This is a genomic window from Enterobacter sp. I4, assembly GCF_022669095.1.
Classification (GTDB): Bacteria; Pseudomonadota; Gammaproteobacteria; order Enterobacterales; family Enterobacteriaceae; genus Enterobacter; species Enterobacter pasteurii.
Window position 1 is genome coordinate 499,079 of record NZ_JALBUO010000002.1, and the last position, 19,511, is coordinate 518,589.

Below are 19,511 nucleotides of genomic sequence, written 5' to 3' on the forward strand. Positions count from 1 at the left end.
CTCTGCCTTCCTGTTTTCATTATTTTGATAAGACACAGTAACGCACATCCCCGCCACTTCTCAAACGAGAAAAAGCCAGTCACAAGGACTGGCTTTAGTTTGTTTAATCAATATTGCGTTTGCTACGGGCGACGTCGGCCCGTAAACAGGCTGACCAGGAACAGAATAATACCTACGACGAAGACAATTTTAGCTGCCCATGCCGCTGTACCCGCCAGTCCACCAAAGCCCAATGCGGCGGCAATTAACGCGATAACCAGAAAAATAATGCCCCAACGAAACATAAGCCTCTCCTTTACCATAGTTAATGTCGGCCGCTAAACGTGAGCGCTCAGGTCACTCACCGGCGATTTTCCAGAGTCGTTTTTATTTCGCCCGCAGGGCTAAGCCTGACGGGCGAGTGGTGTTGCTTTACTTCGTTTTCAGATCGTTTTTAACGCTTTTCACACCATCAATCGCTTTCGCAATTGACTCAGCACGATCGCTTTGTGCCTGGTTTTCTACCGTACCGGACAGCTGTACCACGCCATCGGTGGTTTCAACTTTCACCATACGGGACGGCACGATGTCGTCAGCTAACAGTTTAGCTTTGATTTCGCTGGTGGTTGCTGCATCCCCGGCATAACCCTTCACCGAAGATTCTTTACTGTCACGTACGTGCAGTTTGTCGCTGACGGAGCTTACGCCTTCAACGCCTTTGGCCACTTTCACGGCCTCTTCAGCCTGGGTCTGGCTTTCAACGAAACCACTCAGGGTGACAACTTTGTTGTCGGTTTTGACGGAAATATCGGTGCTCTTGATGGCTTCATGATCCACCAGTGCGGCTTTCACTTTTGCTGTGATAGAGCTGTCATCCATGAAATTACCGACTTTATTCATAGAGCTATCGATTTTTTCCCCTGCGGTATTAGCGGTGTTTTGCGCTTTATCCATGGTGCTGGTTTCCGCCAGAGCAGAACCGCTTACCAGGACGCTACCTAACGTTACAGCCAGCAGAGTTTTAGAAATCTTCAGTCTTGTCATATTCATCGATTTATTCCTGTGTTTTGCCCGTTATTTGGGCGACATACTTCCCTAAATCTTGGTTTTATATATTGCGAATTAACACACGGGCGAAATGGAGAACCAGTGGACATGCATTGAACAGTTAATTCATCCACGCCCGGTGCTAAACACTGAGTTAAATATAGATCACAATTACGGAGGTGCATTCAGAATTGGGGAAAAAACGAACGAATAGCGAAAAATTGCGTTGAATTAAGAACATTCCGCAAGGGTTTAATAACACAGGGATTAAAGCAGAGCACGGCGGCTGCCGTGCTCTGAGAGGGGATTAATGCTCGCGGGTTTTGCGGAACTGAACGTCAGGATAACGCTCTTGCGTCAGGTTCAGGTTAACCATGGTCGGGGCGATATAGGTCAGGTTGTCGCCGCCGTCCAACGCCAGCTGAATTTCGTTCTTACGCTTAAATTCTTCGAATTTCTTCACGTCTGAACACTCAACCCAGCGCGCGGTCGCCACGTTCACCGATTCGTAAATCGCTTCCACGTTGTACTCGCTCTTCAGGCGGGCAACGACCACGTCAAACTGAAGCACGCCCACCGCCCCAACGATCAGATCGTTGTTGGCGATTGGCCGGAACACCTGGACTGCCCCCTCTTCGGAAAGCTGTACCAGGCCTTTCAGCAGCTGCTTCTGCTTCAGCGGATCGCGCAGGCGAATGCGGCGGAACAGCTCCGGCGCGAAGTTCGGGATACCGGTGAACTTCATCATCTCGCCCTGCGTGAAGGTATCGCCGATCTGAATGGTGCCGTGGTTGTGCAGGCCAATGATGTCGCCCGGATAGGCTTCTTCCACGTGCGAACGGTCGCCCGCCATAAAGGTCAGCGCGTCGGAGATCACCACGTCTTTACCGATACGTACCTGACGCAGCTTCATGCCCTTCTCGTACTTACCGGACACCACGCGCATAAAGGCAACGCGGTCGCGGTGTTTCGGGTCCATGTTGGCCTGAATTTTAAAGACGAAGCCGGAGAACTTCTCTTCCTTCGCTTCCACTTCGCGCGTGTCGGTTTTACGCGGCATCGGCTGCGGCGCCCACTCAACCAGACCGTCGAGCATATGATCGACGCCGAAGTTACCGAGCGCGGTACCGAAGAAGACCGGGGTGATTTCACCGCTCAGGAACAGCTCTCTGTCGAACTCGTGAGACGCGCCTTTAACCAGCTCAAGCTCGTCGCGCAGCTGCGCGGCCAGCTCTTCACCGACGGCAGCGTCCAGCTCCGGGTTATCCAGACCTTTTACAATACGCACTTCCTGAATGGTGTGCCCTTTACCGGTCTGGTACAGATAGGTTTCGTCTTTATAGAGGTGGTAAACCCCTTTGAACAGCTTACCGCAGCCGATTGGCCAGGTGATTGGCGCGCAGGCAATCTTCAGCTCGTTTTCCACTTCATCCATCAGCTCCATCGGATCGCGGATGTCACGGTCGAGTTTGTTCATAAAGGTGAGGATCGGCGTATCGCGCAGGCGGGTTACTTCCATCAGCTTGCGGGTACGATCTTCAACACCTTTCGCGGCGTCGATCACCATCAGGCAGCAGTCGACCGCCGTCAGAGTACGGTAGGTATCTTCGGAGAAGTCTTCGTGACCCGGGGTGTCCAGCAGGTTCACCAGGCAGTCGTGATACGGGAACTGCATCACGGAGGTGGTAATCGAAATACCACGCTGCTTTTCCATCTCCATCCAGTCGGATTTTGCGTGCTGGCTGGAGCCACGGCCTTTCACCGTACCGGCGGTCTGGATCGCCTGTCCGAACAGCAACACCTTCTCGGTGATGGTCGTTTTACCGGCATCCGGGTGCGAGATAATGGCAAAAGTGCGGCGTTTGGCCACCTCTTGCAGATAAGGAGACAACGTCATAATCAAATCTTCTTAGGTAAGCGCGGCAGCAGGCCGCGCATCATGGAATACGAAAAATGCGGCTATTTTACCCATCAGCAGGGGGCAGGCAATCATTGTTTACACAGGAGCTGCTCCAGTTCGTTCAATGACGTAACGGTCCAGGTCGGCTCGATGCCTTCCGGCAGCACGCGACCGTGCGCGTTCAGCCAGACGGTCGACAGACCCGATCTCATACCACCAAGAATATCAGATTCTGCGGTATCCCCCACCATCAGCACGCGATCGCGGTCAGGATTTCCGGCCTGCGCCAGCGCATAATCGAAAATACGCGGATCCGGCTTCGGTACGCCTACCTCTTCGGAGATCACCAGCGCGTCGAAATGATCGCGCAGGCCGGTGCGCTCAAGGCGGATCTGCTGCAGGGCGGTAAAGCCGTTGGTGATGATCCCGAGCTTCACCTTCCCTTTCAGCGAATCCAGCAGAGAAACGGCACCGGGTAGCGGCGCGCAGATATCCGCCATTGCGTTGAGGAAGGCCTCGTTCAGCGCTCCCGGGCTGACCTTCAACCGTTCAGCCCACACGTCAAAACGCTGATGCTGAAGCTGTAACGCGGTGATGGCTCCGTTCTGGTAATCCACCCAAAGCGGTTTATTCACCGCCTGATAGTTCTGAAAATCCTCAGCGGTGAAGGTCACGCTATAGTCGAGAAACATCCGCTGCAGGCCACCGAACGAGTCAAACGTAAACAGCGTTTCGTCGGCGTCAAAGAAAATCCAGTCCCATTTCATCGTTACAACCTTATTTTTCGTTATCCAATCGGCAGAGCCATGATAATGGCGTCTTCACGTCCCTCTGCGGTGGGGTAGTAGTTACGGCGGATTGTCGCCTCGTTGAAGCCTAAGCTTTCATAGAGTGCGATGGCGGCGACATTCGACGCGCGCACCTCCAGCCACAGGGTGAAAACGTCACGGGTCTCAAGCTCGCGAATGAGGTGCTTAAGCAGTTCCCTGCCCAACCCGCGGCGTTGATAAGCAGGATCGACCGCGATATTAAACAGCGTCGCCTCGTCCAGAACGACCTGGGTTATGGCAAACGCGGCCATCGTACCGGCTACGTCCAGGCGGAGATTTAAATAGCGGTCGCCCTGATTGCTGGCAAACGTCTTTTCGCTCCACGGAAAGGCATGGGCGCGCGTTTCAATCGCGAACGCGGTGGACAGGTCAGCCGTCGTGAGGGAAGAAATCGTGTTCATATTCGCAAATTTGTTGCCATAGCGCGCAGCGCGCTTTTGGGTTGGCCTTCAGTTCATCCAGCGCCGGGGAGCTGATCTGGCTCCCTTCGAGGGGTAGCGCATCAACCGTCCCGATTCGCCAGCTGTTACAGCGGCTGTCAGGAGGAAGCATCGCGACGCTTTCGGGCGCCAGCTGTAGTACCTGATCGGCCGTCAACTTCAGGCTGCGAAGGACATCTCCGATAAGGGGGTCATTCAGGGCAGGCAGCGCTTCTGCCACCATCACCAGGCGGACATGCGCAGGGATGGAGATTGCGATTTCGCCGCGCAACGCCGTCGGGCGACGCAAAGCCCACTGGGTGATGCCCAGCTGCTGCAACTGCCAGTCTCGTCGGGATGTCATAGCGAAAACTCCTGTCTCTCAGGCGCGCAAATATAGCAAATGTGTCGAAACTGCGCCATCTACCTACTATAATCCCCGCCTGAGTTTATTGAGGAACAATTCATGTCTGCATTTACCCCGGCAAGTGAAGTCTTGCTGCGTCACAGTGATGATTTCGAAGAAAGCCGTATTCTGTTTGCCGGAGATATGCAGGATGACCTGCCCGCGCGTTTCGACTGTGCTGAAAGCCGTGCCCACACCCAATACTATCACCACTGGCAGGTGCTGAGCCGCCAGATGGGCGAGCGCGCGCGCTTTAGCCTGGCGGCGGAGCAGAGCGATATTGCTGACTGCGACACGCTGATTTACTACTGGCCGAAGAACAAACCGGAAGCCCAGTTCCAGCTGATGAACCTGCTTTCTCTGCTGCCGATCGGCTGCGATATTTTCGTTGTCGGTGAGAACCGCAGCGGCGTGCGCAGCGCAGAGCAGATGCTGGAGGAGTACGCGCCGCTGACCAAAATCGACAGCGCCCGCCGCTGCGGCCTGTATCACGGGCGTCTGGAAAAACAGACCGCCTTTGATGCCAACGCCTTCTGGGACGAGTACCAGCTTGATGGCCTGACCATTAAAACCCTGCCGGGCGTATTCAGCCGTGACGCGCTGGATACCGGCAGCAAGCTGCTGCTTTCTACCCTGACGCCACATACCAAAGGTAAGGTGCTGGACGTGGGCTGCGGCGCGGGCGTGCTTTCAACGGTTCTCGCCAGCCACTCGCCAAAAGTCCGTTTAACCCTGTGTGACGTGAGCGCCCCGGCGGTAGAGGCCAGCCGCGCCACGCTTGCAGCTAACGGCATTGAAGGCGACGTGATTGCCAGCAACGTCTTCTCCGACGTGACCGGCCGCTTTGACATGATCATCTCTAACCCACCGTTCCACGACGGAATGGAAACCAGCCTGGAAGCCGCGCAGGCGCTGATCCGCGGCGCGACCCGCCACCTCAACAGCGGCGGTGAGCTGCGTATCGTGGCAAACGCCTTCCTGGCGTACCCGAAAGTGCTAGATGAGACCTTTGGCTTCCACGAAGTGATTGCCCAGACTGGCCGCTTTAAGGTCTATCGCACCGTAATGACGCGCCAGGCGAAAAAGTAAGACTCGCCCTGCACCGGCGATGGCTGACGCTGCCATCGCCCATTTTTGCAGCAATCAAAACAACGCGCGCATTTTTCTGTTGACGTAAAGCTGAAAACATCTAGAATGCGCCTCCGTGGTTACGATACTTTTACAGTGTCGATGGTATGCGAAGGTGGCGGAATTGGTAGACGCGCTAGCTTCAGGTGTTAGTGTCCTTACGGACGTGGGGGTTCAAGTCCCCCCCCTCGCACCATAAATCACGTTGATATTGCTCGCACTGGGCGAAGGTGGCGGAATTGGTAGACGCGCTAGCTTCAGGTGTTAGTGTCCTTTGGATGTGGGGGTTCGAGTCCCCCCCCTCGCACCAACGAGGCGATATCAAAAAAGTAAGATGACTGTGCGAAGGTGGCGGAATTGGTAGACGCGCTAGCTTCAGGTGTTAGTGTCCTTACGGACGTGGGGGTTCAAGTCCCCCCCCTCGCACCAATTATCTTACATCCCTTCAGCAGCACCTCTGATTTTCCCTTTTATTTCAAACTCATCATAATCACCAGTATTGCACTGACCAGCGCAACGCATGACGGCAGCAGCACGTAATGCCGTAACTGCTTGTGCCATATCATCGCGGACGTCACCAGCAGTCCTGAAACAATCATTGCTTTCCATACATCAATGGGGAGATCGGCGAACGTCAGGCCACCGATGATGGAGCCGGGCAGCAAAATCCCCCACCCACTTCCCAGCGCTTTGCTCAACATGGTTTAACCTCTCGCATCGATAATGATAACCAATATCATATGATAGTAATTATCACTTGTCAGCATGCGAAGCAAGAAAATAGCACCGACAATTTGCTTTCCTATAATGACAGAGAATGTGTAAGGTGATAAATTGCCCACCTGTTAACTTCTCATGAGTTTTTCTGATAATAAAAATTCAATTGAGTTGCATCTATTATTACATAACAACACCTTGCTTCTTGTTTTAATTGAGTTTTAATAAAAACGCACGCATATGACATCACAAACCTGGCGGTCTTTAGTCGATAAGAAATATCAGTTATCTTTACGTTTGTTCTTATTTCTGAATGCCGCATCCGCCCTGTTCTCGGTAACAAACCCGCTGTATTCCGTTCGCGTGTTATCCGTTCCCCTGTTTGCGGTATTTATTTTCAGCTCAGGCTTACTTATCTGGCACTGGAAAAACTGCGCGCGAAAAATAAATATCCCTGTTGTTTCAGGTATTTTCGGGTTTTTATGGGCCTGGCAGATCGTCTCTAAATTTTCGTTAATTACGCACGATCACGCGAATTTTTTAATGATGGCCCTATTAACGGTGCTTTTTATAGGGTCTCTGGCGTTTGCCAGTAATATCAAGGCATTTACGCTCCATTCATTTCCCGCTTTTATTGCCTGCCTGTGGCTTAGCGATTCCGAATACTGGCTGAGAATGGCGTATTCTTTCGCCCTGCCGGTGGTGGCCATCGGCATTCATCACGTTCTTCAGCGGCGCAACGACCGTTTCGCCCAGGAACTCCTCTCCGAACTGCTGGAGGAGCGCGAAACCCTGACCGATCTCAGCATGATGGATCCGCTCACCGGCCTGTATAACCGCCGCGGGCTGCAAAGCCGGCTGGAGAATCTTCCCACCCCGGACAGCGGCGAGCACTTTGTGCTGCTGATGGATATCGACCACTTCAAAGCCTACAACGACCATTACGGCCATATGATGGGCGATCAGGCCTTGATCAGGGTCTCGGCTGCGATTCGCGACGCCGTGCGTTCACGCGATATTGTCGCCCGCTTTGGTGGAGAAGAATTTATGGTGCTGCTCAGTAATATCCCGATTGAGCAAGCGCGGCAGACGGCGGAACGCATCCGGCAGAAGGTGTACGACCTTAAGATCCCGCACATGTTTAATGAAAGCGTCGCCACCAACGTGACCATCAGTATCGGCATCGCCATGTTTGAAGGCGAAGACGTGGAAGGGGCGCTGGCGAAGGCGGATAAAGCCCTCTACGAAGCCAAGCATATGGGACGCAACAGCATATTGCTGAGCGAGGAGCTGCACACCGCCTGACGGCGCGTTCACAGAGCCAGGATAAAAGTCTTGCGCTCGGTTTTATCTATAGTTAGGATTGGCAATCATTATCATTTAGATTTGTAATCCACGCTATGGCTACTCGTACCGCACACATCGTTGAGCCCTTACTCTGGCGAGCACCGCTCTCCGCCGGGGAGACAACGCTTGCGGAAGCCATACGCGAAAAAATTGCCGTTACACGCGCCCACCTGCTGGATTTCATCAAGCTGGATGAAGCGCCTCCGCACCATGCGCTGACGCTGGCGCAGTGGCAGCGCCCTGCCGAGCTTCGCTCGCTGCTGGCAACCTATTCCGACCATATTTACCGTAATCAACCGACGCTTGCGCGGGAAAACAAACCGCTGCTCTCCCTCTGGGCGCAGTGGTACATCGGGCTGATGGTTCCCCCGGTCATGCTGGCATTGTTGACCCAGGAAACCGTGCTCGACCTGTCGTCAGAACATTTTCACGTCGAATTTCATGAAACCGGGCGCGCCGCCTGTTTCTGGATCGACGTCCATGAAGATCCGAGCGCGATTCACCTTTCCGCGCAGGCGCGTATGGAAATGCTGATCGCCAGAGCGCTGGTTCCGGTCGTTGACGCGCTGGAAGCGACGGGCGAGATCAACGGCAAGCTGATCTGGAGTAATACCGGGTATCTTATCCACTGGTATTTAACCGAGATGAAGCCGCTGCTTGGCGACGAGAAAGTGGAGGCGCTGCGCCAGAGCTGTTTCTTTGCCAGACAGCTTTCGGATGGGCGCGATAATCCTCTTTACCGCACCGTGGTCCCGCGCGAGGGGCTTCTGGTCCGTCGCACCTGCTGCCAGCGCTATCGCCTGCCGGATGTACAGCAGTGCGGCGACTGCACGCTGAAATAGTCGGGCGGGAGCGTAATCCCTCTCGTTAAACAACGCTGAAAGCGGCAACCGACGCTGCCGCTTTGCGTTTACTCAGGCAATCTGCTGATTTTCCTCTTCCGCGTTACGCTGTGCTTCTTCCGCTTCCTGCTGGAGGAGCTGTTTCTCGTACACCTTGAAGAACGGGAAGTAGATGATGGCTGAAACGCAGGCCAGCACCAGCACCAGAATAGCGGCACGGAAATCCCAACCCAGCGCCCAGGCTGCACCAACCGGAGCCGGCGCCGTCCACGGCACAACGGAAATCACGCGGCCAATCAGATCGAACTTCATCGCCGCCCACGCCAGCACGGCGTTAACCATCGGCGCCAGCAGGAAAGGAATGAAGAAGACCGGGTTCATCACAATCGGCGTACCAAAAATGACCGGTTCATTGATGTTGAAAATGCTTGGCACCACGCTCAGGCGGCCAATCGAGCGCAGGTGCGCGGAGCGGCTGCGCAGGTAGCAGAACACCAGCCCCATCGTCGCCCCTGACCCGCCGATCACGATAAAGAACGTCCAGAAGGCTTCCATGAAGATGTGCGGCAAAGGCAGGCTCGCCGCAAGCGCGGTCTGGTTCGCCCCCAGATTCGTCAGCCAGAACATTTGCAGCATCCCGGAGACAATCGCGGCGCCGTGGATCCCGGCAAACCACAGCAGGTGCCCAATCAGCACCGCCAGCAGTATCGCAGGCAGAGAGTCAGCGGCGGACACCAGCGGTTTAAAGATCGACATAATCGCCTGCGGGATCAGCATACCGAACTGCGACTGAATCAGCAGGCTCAGCGGATAGAGCGTCAGAACTACCACCAGCACCGGAATCAGCAGATCAAACGAGTTTTTGATCATCGGTGGAACCTGGTCCGGCAGGCGAATCCCGATGTTGTGTGCTTTCAGGAAACGCATCATCTCAACGCAGTAGATCGCCACCAGAATCGCGGTGAAAATACCGGTTCCGCCGAGGCTATCAACCGGCAGCGTGCCCTTGGTTTTAGGGGCTGCCACCAGCAGAAACGCCATCAGCGACAGCATCGCGCACATAAACGGATCCAGCTGATGCGTTTTAACGTAATGCTTGCCCAGGTTATAGGCGATGGCCGCGCAGATATAGAGGGACATCACGCCCATCGTCATGTCAAACGGCGTCAGAATTTGGCCTTCAAACTGCTTCGCCATATCCAGCCAGGCGCGAGCAAAGCCCCACGTGGTATCAGGCGAAAAAGGTGGGTAAGCAAACACTAACAAGAATGAGCCTACAATCATGAACGGCATCGCCGAGATAAATCCGTCACGAATAGCCATAACATGACGCTGGGAAGAGATCCGCCCGGCAATCGGACTGACGTAATTCTCAACGAAACGGAAAATCAGATTAAACGCAGCATGGTTGGCAGACATATCAGATCTCCTTTCAGACGTTCGTTTCAGGCGTGTTCACGCCACACGCTGTGCCATAAATCCACTTCACAACCTTGCCGGATCGTGTACCAGCGGTACTGCTCAAACGGATTGGTTTCATAATTAGCTCTTATTATTAGATACAGGGGAAGTTACACCCTCAGTATTAATCTCTGCATCACGCTCTGCAACCGGTTACTGTAACCGGTTTCTGTGAATGTGAAGGCGATCCAGAAATCGCCCCTGACGGATATTTGTTACTTAAGGGATATTTACAGCGACTAATTTGTTGTGACAGATTACGCAGGATATTTGTCAGGAGGAATCAATGAGTTTGCAGTCTGTACAGCAGTTTTTTGCCGACAACGCTCCGGATATAGAGATCATTGAGCTTAACCAAAGCACGGCAACCGTTGCGCTGGCTGCGGCAGCGCACAACGTTGAGCCAGGCCAAATTGCCAAGACCCTGTCGCTGAAAATTAAGAATGACGTGATTCTGGTGGTCGCCAAAGGGGATGCGCGTCTGGATAACAAAAAGCTCAAAGAGACATTCGGCGCGAAAGCCCGCATGCTCAGCAGTGATGAAGTGATTACCCTGACGGGCCATCCTGTCGGCGGCGTCTGCCCTTTCGGACTGGAGAATCCTCTTTCGGTTTATTGTGACATCACGTTAAAACAGTACGCGGAAGTGTTACCCGCAGCGGGTGCCATCCACAGTGCGGTGCGAATATCGCCCGACAGGATGGCGGAACTGACTGCGGCAAAATGGGTGGATGTCTGTATCTGAACGTTGCGCCAGAAGTGCTCTGGCGCATCACGCGTTTCTATGAGAATGACGGAACGGTGAGAGCGGAACGACGCACTTCCCGCGCGGGAAGATGCGCGAGGATATCCGCCGCATCCAGTAACCCCACGTCAGAATTGACGCCCAGCTTTACCATCGCGTTAAACTTGTGCGCGCGGATGGTTTTGATATTGCGCTCAAGCTGTGCCGCTATTTCAGGTATCGAATAGCCAGACGACATGTAACGCAGTATTGCCCGCTCCGTTGGGCTCAACATGCGGTTCTGGTTCACGCACCAGTGATTATAAATATTGTCATTCACCCGATGCGTCTCGCTGAGCAGCGTCTCAAGCTCCTCAACCAGCTGCTTCAGCGGAACCGATTTACTGATTATCCCATGCAGCTGGGACGGCGACAGATGGCTCACCAGCCTTGCTTCCATCTCATCCGAAACCAGCACGATACGCTGAACGCCGCCGTGAGTGAAGGTAAGGTCACGCAAGCAGGCCAGACAGTTTCGGCGCTCCTCACGCGCATCGGACAAAGAATAGATTACCGCAAAAAATGAGGTATCAGAGAGCGCCGCTTTAAAGCTGTCGAATCCGCTAAACAGGTGCACCTGATAATGGCGCAGGGCCGGCATCGCAAAAAGATGCTTCAGCCCCACGGCGCTCATTGAGCAGCTTTCGATGACGGCGATATGTCCTGGTGCAGTGGTTTTTTCCATTCCTCAAACTCTCCATAAGCCGACATTAAACTGAGTTCTCGCATTCCCTGGGTACTGCTAATCCAGGCGTACATATCGGCATTGCTGCGAAGCGATAAACGGCGCATGGCACTGTTTTTCTGTGCGCTGATCGTTTTATTACTTTTCTTCAGCAGCGTCGCAATTTGGTTAATTCCCCAGCCCTTGCCTAACAGACGTAAAACCTTGCGTTCAGAGTGGGTGAGCGCAATCATTTGCTCACTCTCTTCTTCAATATCGGGATTTTCCGGCATTAATAGCGTCTGGCTTATTCGCTCAGCACGTTCGCTGCCCGCGCGAATGGCGTTAATCACGCCTTCAATAGGCTCCATATCCGACAGTAAGGTGCTTTCCGGACGCATAAGTAGCTCTACCGCCAGCGGATAAAGAGGACGAGAGACGAGGAAAATCCAGTGAATATCCCTGTATTGATTCATTAATCCATAATATTGCTCAAGCGTGCCGCGCGGATTACGGTACTCCCCTGAAATATCGGCAATCACAACCCCAGCACGACGCAATTGAAGTAGCGTTAACTCCTGCATGGAACGGCAGTACGTCAACTCAAATTCCGGAAAATGGCGGGCCATTAAGCCACCCAGCCCATTTTGCATAACCGGTACTCTACTAATCACCACTCCGTGTTTACCATTCAATGGCAACATAGACCCTCCATGTCATTAATTCATTATTTAAGAACGAGCTAACCCTACGAGATAAAACATATTTGCATCCCTAAGAACAAAACGGCTTAATACTCGTAAACGATAAAAATGTCATATAGGTTAAGAAACGCCCAATACAGGCTTAATATCGCATAAAGACTATCGAAATTTAATTGAAGTTGCCTTAAAAGATCGAAAATATGAAATTAGAAATACTTAATATATTGCTTTTATAAATCCTTATTTCATATTCATTAGGCAAATAACAAGCCTGTCCCCTCCCGGCGCTGGCCACGCCACCGATCGCATAAAAGTTGATCTGGCCCAGCGCAATGGGCCCTGCACTTTGTGTTAAAAGTAAGCAATCTCTCTTCTCTTCAGGGCATTACATGCAGGCAGATCGGTCTACGCAGCGGGCTACCACGCGGCTATGTATTCAGTGCGGGCTTTTTCTCTTACAGCACGGAGCAGAAAGCGCCCTCGTCGAAGAACTTTCCACGCGCCTTGGGCTGGCGCTGGGAATGGACAGCGTCGAAAGCTCCATCTCGTCAAATGCCATTGTGCTGACCACCATTAAAGACGGGCAGTGCCTCACCTCGACCCGTAAAAATCACGACCGCGGCATTAACATGCACGTCGTAACGGAGGTGCAGCACATCGTGATCCTCGCCGAGCATAAGCTGCTCGATCTTCATGAGATTGAAAAACGTTTCAATCAAATCAAGCCGCTTCGCTACCCGCGCTGGCTGGTTGTGCTGATGGTAGGGCTTTCCTGCGCCTGTTTCTGCAAGCTCAATAACGGCGGCTGGGACGGCGCCGTCGTGACCTTCTTTGCCAGCAGCATCGCGATGTATGTCCGCCAGCTGTTAACGCACAGGCAGCTGCATCCGCAGATTAACTTCTGCATAACGGCCTTTGTGGCGACAACCGTCTCCGGCCTGCTCCTGCGCCAGCCCGTCTTCGCCAGCACGCCTACGGTTGCGATGGCCGCCAGCGTGCTGCTGCTGGTGCCGGGGTTTCCCCTCATCAACGCCGTCGCCGATATGTTTAAAGGCCATATCAACACCGGTCTTGCGCGCTGGGCGATAGCCAGCCTGCTGACGCTGGCGACCTGTATCGGGGTAGTAATGGCAATGACGATGTGGGGGTTACGCGGATGGGCGTAATTGATTTTCTGCTTGCACTGGCGCAGGACATGCTCCTGGCAGCCCTACCCGCCGCTGGATTTGCGATGGTGTTTAACGTCCCACAGCGGGCGTTACCCTGGTGCGCGCTGCTCGGCGCCATTGGCCACGGCTCGCGTATGGCGATGATGACCGCTGGCTTTAATATCGAATGGTCGACCTTTATCGCCGCCATGCTGGTCGGAAGCATTGGTATTCAATGGTCCCGCTGGTATCTGGCACACCCAAAAGTGTTCACCGTGGCGGCAGTCATTCCCATGTTTCCCGGCATTTCGGCCTATACCGCGATGATTTCCGCCGTAAAAATCAGCCACTTTGGCTACAGCGAACCGCAAATGATCCTGCTGCTGAGTAACTTCCTCAAAGCCTCGTCAATCGTGGGCGCGCTCTCCATCGGCCTGTCGATCCCCGGCCTGTGGCTTTACCGCAAGCGTCCACGCGTTTAATAAAATCGCTTGCAATTATATCGCGCACTACCTATATTCATCCCATGGACGCAAAAATGAACGACACCACCGACGCGCTACTGCTGGATAACCAGCTCTGCTTCGCCCTTTATTCGGCGAACCTGGCGCTTAACAAGCTGTACCGGCAGCTGCTGGCACCGCTGAACCTGACCTACCCGCAATATCTGGTGATGCTGGTGCTGTGGGAGCAGGATGATATTACGGTGTCAGACATCGGCGAGCGGCTGTTCCTGGATTCCGCCACGCTAACGCCCCTGCTGAAGCGCCTGGAAAGCGCAGGATTGATCCTCCGCCAGCGTTCCCGTCAGGATGAACGTCAGGTTGCCGTGACCCTGAGCGACGCGGGCCGCAAGCTGCAACAGCAGGCCGTGACCATCCCACGCGCCGTGGGTTGTGCTGCGCAGTGTGATACCGACACCATGCTGGCGCTCAAGCAACAGCTCGAACTGCTTCGCCAGCAGCTGCATCGCGCGTAAGGCTATACTTTACGCGTCTTTATTTACCTTAAAACATCGCGCGCTATTTAATAGCGCACTTAAATACAAGATGAGGAACCTGCCATGTCTTTAGAAAAAGTTGTCTACACTGCCAAAGCCAAAGCAACCGGGGGCCGCGACGGCCGCGCAACCTCTTCCGATGGCGTTCTGGACGTCAAGCTGGGCGTGCCAAAAGAGATGGGCGGCATGGGTGGCGAAGTGACTAACCCTGAACAGCTGTTCGCCGCGGGCTACTCCGCCTGCTTCCTGGGTGCGATGAAGTTCGTTGCGGCACGCGATAAATTCGCGCTGCCAAAAGACGCCTTTATTGAAGGTGAAGTCGGCATTGGCCCGCTGCCAACCGGTTTTGGTATCGAAGCGAAGCTGAACATCCACGTTGAGGGGATGGACGCATCGGAAGCCAAAAAGCTGGTGGATGCAGCGCACATTGTCTGCCCTTACTCTAACGCGACGCGCGGCAATATCGACGTGACGCTGAACATCATCGCGTAATCAGCCTCCGTGACTGTAGCCCCGGTACGCGTAGCGCTACCGGGGAAATCCTCTCCTTTCCTGCCCTCTCTCTGTGCTACCATAACCCTCAATCACGCCCGTAGTAATCAGTTGAGAAAGTGTTATGTCCTCCAGAATTCTGACCACCAGCATTGCTGGCATTGATGCCTTTATGCGCGATCCTCGCGGTGTGTTGACGCACGCCGAAGGCGGCACGCTCGCGGTATTTGCCGACAACGCCCCGGCGTTTTACGCGGTTACGCCGGAACGTCTGGCACAGCTTCTGGATATTGAAGCGCGGCTGTCGCGCCCGGCGAGTGACGTCACGCTGGACAATCAGTTTTTTGATGAACCCACCAGCACCCCGGTAGCCGTTCCGATGGGTAAATTCCCCATGTACGCCGGGTGGCAGCCGGACGCCGATTTTCAGCGCCAGGCGGCACTCTGGGGGATTGCCCTCTCGCAGCCCGCGACGCCGGAAGAGCTGGCGGCCTTTACCGCCTACTGGCAGGCTGAAGGGAAAGTATTCCATCACGTTCAGTGGCAGCAAAAGCTCGCACGAAGCCTGCAAATCAACCGCGCCAGCAGCAACGGCCAGCCAAAGCGTGATATTAATGCCTTTTCAGAACCGGATAAAAAAATCCCTGATGGATTCCGAGGTGCGAAATGAAAAACGTCGGCGACCTGATGAAGCGTTTGCAGAAGATGATGCCAGCCAACGTGAAGCCCGCCTTCACCACGGGCGAAGAGCTGCTGGCGTGGCAAAAAGAGCAGGGTGAAATCCGCGCGGCTGCCCTCGCCCGCGAAAACCGCGCGATGAAAATGCAGCGCACCTTTAACCGCTCGGGCATTCGTCCGCTGCACCAGAACTGCTCCTTCGAGAACTACAAGGTTGAGTCGCAGGGGCAGATGAACGCGCTTAGCCAGGCGCGCCAGTACGTTGATGAATTTGACGGCAACATCGCCAGCTTCATCTTTAGCGGAAAACCCGGCACCGGGAAAAATCACCTCGCGGCCGCTATCTGCAACGAGCTGCTGCTGCGCGGAAAGTCGGTGCTGATTATCACCGTGGCCGACATCATGTCCGCCATGAAGGACACCTTCAGCAACCGCGAAACCAGTGAAGAACAGCTGCTGAACGATCTGAGCAACGTAGACCTGCTGGTCATCGACGAGATCGGCGTCCAGACGGAATCCCGCTACGAAAAAGTGATCATTAACCAGATTGTCGATCGCCGTTCATCGTCGAAACGCCCAACCGGCATGCTGACGAACCACAATATCGACGAGATGACCCGGCTCCTGGGCGAGCGGGTTATGGATCGCATGAAGCTGGGCAACAGCCTGTACGTCATCTTCGACTGGGACAGCTACCGCAGCCGCGTCACCGGCAAAGAGTATTAAGATATTTCCAGGGAATACCGGTGGAGCGGAGGTATATACTGGACTCCCCTCCGGCTCAAAACGGACCTTTTCGGGTAAACCATTATGAAAAAACAGTTTCTTATCAGCGTTATTTCTGGCGTTCTGCTGGTGACGGGCGCAGCGCAGGCCGCGTCATGGCAGGAGTCGCTCTCCAGCGCAGCAGGTGAGCTAACCAAACAGAGCAGCGGCACCCAGGGCAGCCTTTCCGCGTCATCCCTCACCAGCCTGCTGGGTAACAGCTCCCAGAGCCTGAGCGCCGGTACGATGAACAACGCGGCGGGTATCCTGGAATACTGCGCGAAGCAGAAGCTGGCTTCCGTAACCGATACCGAAAACATCAAAAATCAGGTGTTGGGTAAGCTTGGCCTGGACACCCAGGAGCAGAAGGCGGACACCAACTATATGGACGGCATTCAGGGCCTGCTGAACGCGCAAAACGGCCAGCAGCTTAACCTCAGCACCCTGGGCAACTCCTCTCTGGCGAAACAGGTGAAAACCAAAGCCTGCGATCTGGTGCTGAAACAGGGCGTTAATTTCCTCTCCTGATCGCCCCCCCTTTTCGGCCCCTACACGCCCGGTTTCTCAGTTAAGTTTGAAACCGCGGCGTGAAGCGCGCCTTTTTACGCCTCGCCACCGCCTCAGCATCCGTATGCCACCATGCGACTGCTTTCAAATAAACGATTTTATAAACCAAATCCTAACAACAGCACACTTTCGTGACACTAAAATTGCAGCTATACGACATCGCAATTACATTGTCTTACCCAAAAAATAATCAGTTAGCCGGCCGAGCGTCCGGCATGATGAGGATGTGCTGTTGTCAGAGTTAATGTCCCTTGTCCTTTTTCTGGCTTCGATTGGCGTTTACGCCTGGAAAGCCGGTCGTCACACCTGGTGGTTTGTTGCCACCCTGGCGGTGCTCGGCATTTTTATTATTTTGAACATTACGCTATATGCCAGCGATTACTTTACCGGCGACGGTATTAACGACGCCGTGCTCTACACCCTCACCAACAGCCTGACCGGCGCGGGCGTTGGTAAGTACATACTTCCCGGTCTGGGACTGGTGGCCGCGCTGGTGGGTATCTTCGCCGCGCTGGCCTGGGTGCTGCGCCGTCGCCGCCACCGTCCACATCATCATGGCTACAGCCTGCTGGCGCTGTGTCTGGCGCTGGCCTCCGTCGACGCCAGCCCGGCGTTTCATCAGATTACCGAGCTGGTAAAATCTCAGTCGCGCGATGGCGATCCGGACTTTGCCGCGTATTACAAAGAGCCCTCGAAGAAGATCGATAACCCCAGGCTCAACCTGGTCTATATCTATGGCGAGAGCCTGGAGCGCACCTATTTTGATAACGAGGCTTTCCCGAACCTGACGCCAGAACTGGGCGCGCTGAAGAACGAAGGCCTCGACTTCAGCCACACCATGCAGCTGCCCGGTACGGATTACACCATTGCCGGGATGGTGGCCTCCCAGTGCGGCATTCCCCTGTTTGCCCCGTTTGAAGGAAACGCCTCCGCCTCGATGTCGAGCTTCTTCCCGCAAAACGTTTGTCTTGGCGATATCCTGAAAAACTCGGGCTATGAGAACTACTTTATGCAGGGCGCCAACCTGCGCTTTGCCGGGAAAGACGTGTTCCTGAAATCCCACGGTTTCGATCATCTTTATGGTTCAGAAGAGCTGAAAACCACCGTGGCCGATCCGGCTTACCGCAACGACTGGGGCTTTTACGACGACACCGTGCTGGATGAAGCCTGGAAGAAATTCGAGGAGCTTTCCCGCGCCGGTAAACGCTTTTCGCTGTTTGCGCTGACCGTCGACACGCACCACCCGGATGGCTTCGTCTCGCGCACCTGCAAGCGTCAGCGCTACGACATCGACGGCAAAAACAACACCTCGTTCAGCGCCGTGACCTGTAGCCAGGAGCACATCGCGGCGTTCGTTGAGAAAATCAAAGCATCGCCTTACTTCAAAAATACGGTCATCGTCGTCTCGTCAGACCATCTGGCAATGAAAAACAGCGCCTGGGACGAGCTGAGCAAGCGGGATCGCAGCAACCTGTTCTTTGTGCTGCGCGGCGACCAGCCCCGGCAGGAGGTTATCGCCACCAAACGTAACTCGATGGACAACGGCGCGACGGTGCTGGATATTCTGGGCGGCGATAACTTTATTGGCCTGGGCCGCAGCACGCTGTCGGGGCAATCCCTGTCGGAAATCTTCCTCAACATGAAGGAAAAAATCCTTGCCTGGAAGCCGGACATCATCCGTCTGTGGAACTTCCCGAAAGAGATACAGGATTTCACCATCGATCGGGATAAAAAAACGATCGCCTTTTCCGGCAGCCATTTCCGCCTGCCGCTGCTGCTGCGGGTGTCAGACAAGCGCGTCGAGCCGCTGCCTGAAAGTGAATACTCTGCGCCACTGCGCTTCCAGCTGGCGGATTTCGCCCCGCGCGATAACTTCGTCTGGGTCGACAGGTGCTACAAAATGGGGCAGCTCTGGTCGCCTCAGCTGTCACTCTCCACCGACTGGTGCGTCTCTCAGGGGCAGCTCGGCGGTGAGCAGACCGTACAACACGTCAGTAAACCAGTGTGGCAGGGTAAAACCGCGTTCAGGGATACGGTTATTGATACCGTACGCTATCAGCGCAACGTCGATCTGCTGAAGGTCGTCGACAACGATATTCGTTACAAAGCGGACAGCTTCATCTTTAACGTAGCCGGCGCGCCGGAGGAGGTGAAGCAGTTCAGCGGTATTTCACGTCCTGAATCGTGGGGGCGCTGGTCCAACGCGCAGTTGGGCGATGAGGTGAAAATCGAATATAACGAGCCGCTGCCGGAGAAATTCGACCTGGTGATCACCGCCCGGGCATTTGGCCCTAACGCCAATAGGCCCGTACCGGTACGCGTGGGCGATCGGGAGCAGACGCTGACGCTTGGGAACGAGGTCAGCACTCACACGCTGCACTTCGAGAACCCCTCGCGCAGCAATACGCTGGTCATTGTGCCGCCAGACCCGCAGGCCACAAACGAAGGGAATATTCTCGGCCACTCTCCGCGCAGGCTGGGCATTGGCATGGTGGAGATCAAAATCGTCAGTAAAGCCGGCTAATGATGCAGCGCCCGGCCAAAAGCCGGGCGCTTATGAAAATAAATAATCCTATAAAAACCTTATAAATTAGCTAAAAGCACCATATTTAAGCCTTTTTATTTTATAAATA

At 54.4% G+C, this 19,511-nt stretch carries 22 protein-coding genes and 3 tRNA genes; 15 read left to right on the top strand and 10 right to left on the bottom strand.

Going from position 1 to position 19,511, the window contains the following annotated elements; all coding sequences use genetic code 11:
* Positions 1–122: 122 nt before the first annotated feature.
* The 6 genes from MOQ06_RS14635 to MOQ06_RS14660 form a co-directional block, all read right to left on the bottom strand.
* Positions 123–284: a DUF1328 domain-containing protein gene (locus tag MOQ06_RS14635; RefSeq protein ID WP_003856556.1), complete on the bottom strand. Its 162-nt coding sequence runs from the start codon at positions 282–284 to the stop codon at positions 123–125.
* Between the two features lie 127 nt (positions 285–411).
* Positions 412–1,029, bottom strand: a complete 618-nt coding sequence (osmY, locus tag MOQ06_RS14640; RefSeq protein ID WP_148421982.1) for a molecular chaperone OsmY — start codon at positions 1,027–1,029, stop codon at positions 412–414.
* Between the two features lie 304 nt (positions 1,030–1,333).
* The gene (gene prfC, locus MOQ06_RS14645) at positions 1,334–2,923 is read right to left on the bottom strand and encodes a peptide chain release factor 3 (protein ID WP_148421984.1); all 1,590 of its coding nucleotides are present in this window, start codon (positions 2,921–2,923) and stop codon (positions 1,334–1,336) included.
* Positions 2,924–3,015: 92 nt separating this feature from the next.
* The gene (gene yjjG, locus MOQ06_RS14650) at positions 3,016–3,693 is read right to left on the bottom strand and encodes a pyrimidine 5'-nucleotidase (RefSeq protein ID WP_176608764.1); all 678 of its coding nucleotides are present in this window, start codon (positions 3,691–3,693) and stop codon (positions 3,016–3,018) included.
* A gap of 20 nt (positions 3,694–3,713) precedes the next feature.
* Positions 3,714–4,157 carry a ribosomal protein S18-alanine N-acetyltransferase gene (gene rimI / locus MOQ06_RS14655; protein WP_242173707.1) on the bottom strand — a complete coding sequence of 148 codons (444 nt, stop codon included), beginning with the start codon at positions 4,155–4,157 and terminating at the stop codon, positions 3,714–3,716.
* Positions 4,126–4,539 carry a DNA polymerase III subunit psi gene (locus tag MOQ06_RS14660; protein ID WP_148421989.1) on the bottom strand — a complete coding sequence of 138 codons (414 nt, stop codon included), beginning with the start codon at positions 4,537–4,539 and terminating at the stop codon, positions 4,126–4,128. The genes rimI and MOQ06_RS14660 overlap by 32 nt, the downstream gene beginning before the upstream one ends.
* A gap of 102 nt (positions 4,540–4,641) precedes the next feature.
* Here MOQ06_RS14660 and rsmC point away from each other — a divergent pair, with 102 nt between their 5' ends.
* From rsmC to MOQ06_RS14680, 4 genes are all read left to right on the top strand, one after another.
* Entirely contained in the window at positions 4,642–5,670 is a 1,029-nt protein-coding gene (gene rsmC / locus MOQ06_RS14665; protein ID WP_176608766.1) for a 16S rRNA (guanine(1207)-N(2))-methyltransferase RsmC, read from the top strand.
* Positions 5,671–5,818: 148 nt separating this feature from the next.
* Positions 5,819–5,905, top strand: a tRNA-Leu gene (locus MOQ06_RS14670).
* Between the two features lie 28 nt (positions 5,906–5,933).
* Positions 5,934–6,019 (top strand) — tRNA-Leu (locus MOQ06_RS14675).
* Positions 6,020–6,051: 32 nt separating this feature from the next.
* Positions 6,052–6,138 (top strand) — tRNA-Leu (locus tag MOQ06_RS14680).
* Between the two features lie 41 nt (positions 6,139–6,179).
* Here MOQ06_RS14680 and MOQ06_RS14685 read toward each other — a convergent pair.
* Positions 6,180–6,410 carry a DUF1435 domain-containing protein gene (locus MOQ06_RS14685; RefSeq protein WP_176608767.1) on the bottom strand — a complete coding sequence of 77 codons (231 nt, stop codon included), beginning with the start codon at positions 6,408–6,410 and terminating at the stop codon, positions 6,180–6,182.
* Positions 6,411–6,666: 256 nt separating this feature from the next.
* On the opposite strand from MOQ06_RS14685, the gene MOQ06_RS14690 reads away from it, so the two are divergent.
* On the top strand, positions 6,667–7,731 hold the full coding sequence (locus tag MOQ06_RS14690) for a GGDEF domain-containing protein (RefSeq protein ID WP_193354775.1): 1,065 nt from the start codon (positions 6,667–6,669) through the stop codon (positions 7,729–7,731).
* A 95-nt stretch (positions 7,732–7,826) separates the two neighbouring features.
* On the top strand, positions 7,827–8,615 hold the full coding sequence (gene fhuF, locus MOQ06_RS14695; RefSeq protein WP_176608769.1) for a siderophore-iron reductase FhuF: 789 nt from the start codon (positions 7,827–7,829) through the stop codon (positions 8,613–8,615).
* 72 nt (positions 8,616–8,687) lie between these two features.
* Here fhuF and MOQ06_RS14700 read toward each other — a convergent pair whose 3' ends face one another.
* Positions 8,688–10,034, bottom strand: coding sequence for a PTS sugar transporter subunit IIC (locus MOQ06_RS14700; protein WP_148421998.1), 1,347 nt, complete (start codon positions 10,032–10,034; stop codon positions 8,688–8,690).
* A 328-nt stretch (positions 10,035–10,362) separates the two neighbouring features.
* Between MOQ06_RS14700 and MOQ06_RS14705 the strand changes: the two genes are divergently transcribed.
* On the top strand, positions 10,363–10,821 hold the full coding sequence (locus MOQ06_RS14705) for a YbaK/EbsC family protein (protein WP_242173709.1): 459 nt from the start codon (positions 10,363–10,365) through the stop codon (positions 10,819–10,821).
* Between the two features lie 37 nt (positions 10,822–10,858).
* Here MOQ06_RS14705 and bglJ read toward each other — a convergent pair whose 3' ends face one another.
* Together bglJ and MOQ06_RS14715 are read right to left on the bottom strand one after the other, a co-directional pair.
* A complete protein-coding gene (gene bglJ, locus MOQ06_RS14710) occupies positions 10,859–11,494 on the bottom strand; it encodes a DNA-binding transcriptional activator BglJ (protein WP_242174436.1) in 636 nt (211 codons plus the stop codon).
* Entirely contained in the window at positions 11,491–12,228 is a 738-nt protein-coding gene (locus MOQ06_RS14715) for a LuxR C-terminal-related transcriptional regulator (protein ID WP_148422001.1), read from the bottom strand. Before MOQ06_RS14715 ends, bglJ begins: the two co-directional genes overlap by 4 nt.
* A 389-nt stretch (positions 12,229–12,617) precedes the next feature.
* On the opposite strand from MOQ06_RS14715, the gene MOQ06_RS14720 reads away from it, so the two are divergent.
* The 8 genes from MOQ06_RS14720 to opgB all read left to right on the top strand — a co-directional run bounded on the left by MOQ06_RS14720 (position 12,618) and on the right by opgB (position 19,402).
* On the top strand, positions 12,618–13,394 hold the full coding sequence (locus MOQ06_RS14720) for a threonine/serine exporter ThrE family protein (protein ID WP_148422002.1): 777 nt from the start codon (positions 12,618–12,620) through the stop codon (positions 13,392–13,394).
* Positions 13,385–13,858 carry a threonine/serine exporter gene (locus tag MOQ06_RS14725; RefSeq protein WP_176608772.1) on the top strand — a complete coding sequence of 158 codons (474 nt, stop codon included), beginning with the start codon at positions 13,385–13,387 and terminating at the stop codon, positions 13,856–13,858. Before MOQ06_RS14720 ends, MOQ06_RS14725 begins: the two co-directional genes overlap by 10 nt.
* A 44-nt stretch (positions 13,859–13,902) precedes the next feature.
* Positions 13,903–14,355: a MarR family transcriptional regulator gene (locus MOQ06_RS14730; protein WP_242173711.1), complete on the top strand. Its 453-nt coding sequence runs from the start codon at positions 13,903–13,905 to the stop codon at positions 14,353–14,355.
* A gap of 84 nt (positions 14,356–14,439) precedes the next feature.
* Positions 14,440–14,868, top strand: coding sequence for an organic hydroperoxide resistance protein (locus MOQ06_RS14735; protein WP_242173713.1), 429 nt, complete (start codon positions 14,440–14,442; stop codon positions 14,866–14,868).
* A gap of 124 nt (positions 14,869–14,992) precedes the next feature.
* Positions 14,993–15,538 (top strand): primosomal protein DnaT, encoded by a 546-nt coding sequence (dnaT, locus tag MOQ06_RS14740; RefSeq protein WP_193354779.1) that lies wholly within the window; start codon positions 14,993–14,995, stop codon positions 15,536–15,538.
* Positions 15,535–16,272 (top strand): DNA replication protein DnaC, encoded by a 738-nt coding sequence (gene dnaC / locus MOQ06_RS14745; protein ID WP_148422010.1) that lies wholly within the window; start codon positions 15,535–15,537, stop codon positions 16,270–16,272. The genes dnaT and dnaC overlap by 4 nt, the downstream gene beginning before the upstream one ends.
* 84 nt (positions 16,273–16,356) lie before the next feature.
* Positions 16,357–16,839, top strand: a complete 483-nt coding sequence (locus tag MOQ06_RS14750; RefSeq protein WP_242173715.1) for a DUF2501 domain-containing protein — start codon at positions 16,357–16,359, stop codon at positions 16,837–16,839.
* Positions 16,840–17,110: 271 nt separating this feature from the next.
* On the top strand, positions 17,111–19,402 hold the full coding sequence (gene opgB, locus MOQ06_RS14755) for a phosphatidylglycerol--membrane-oligosaccharide glycerophosphotransferase (RefSeq protein WP_242173717.1): 2,292 nt from the start codon (positions 17,111–17,113) through the stop codon (positions 19,400–19,402).
* Positions 19,403–19,511 lie beyond the last annotated feature (109 nt).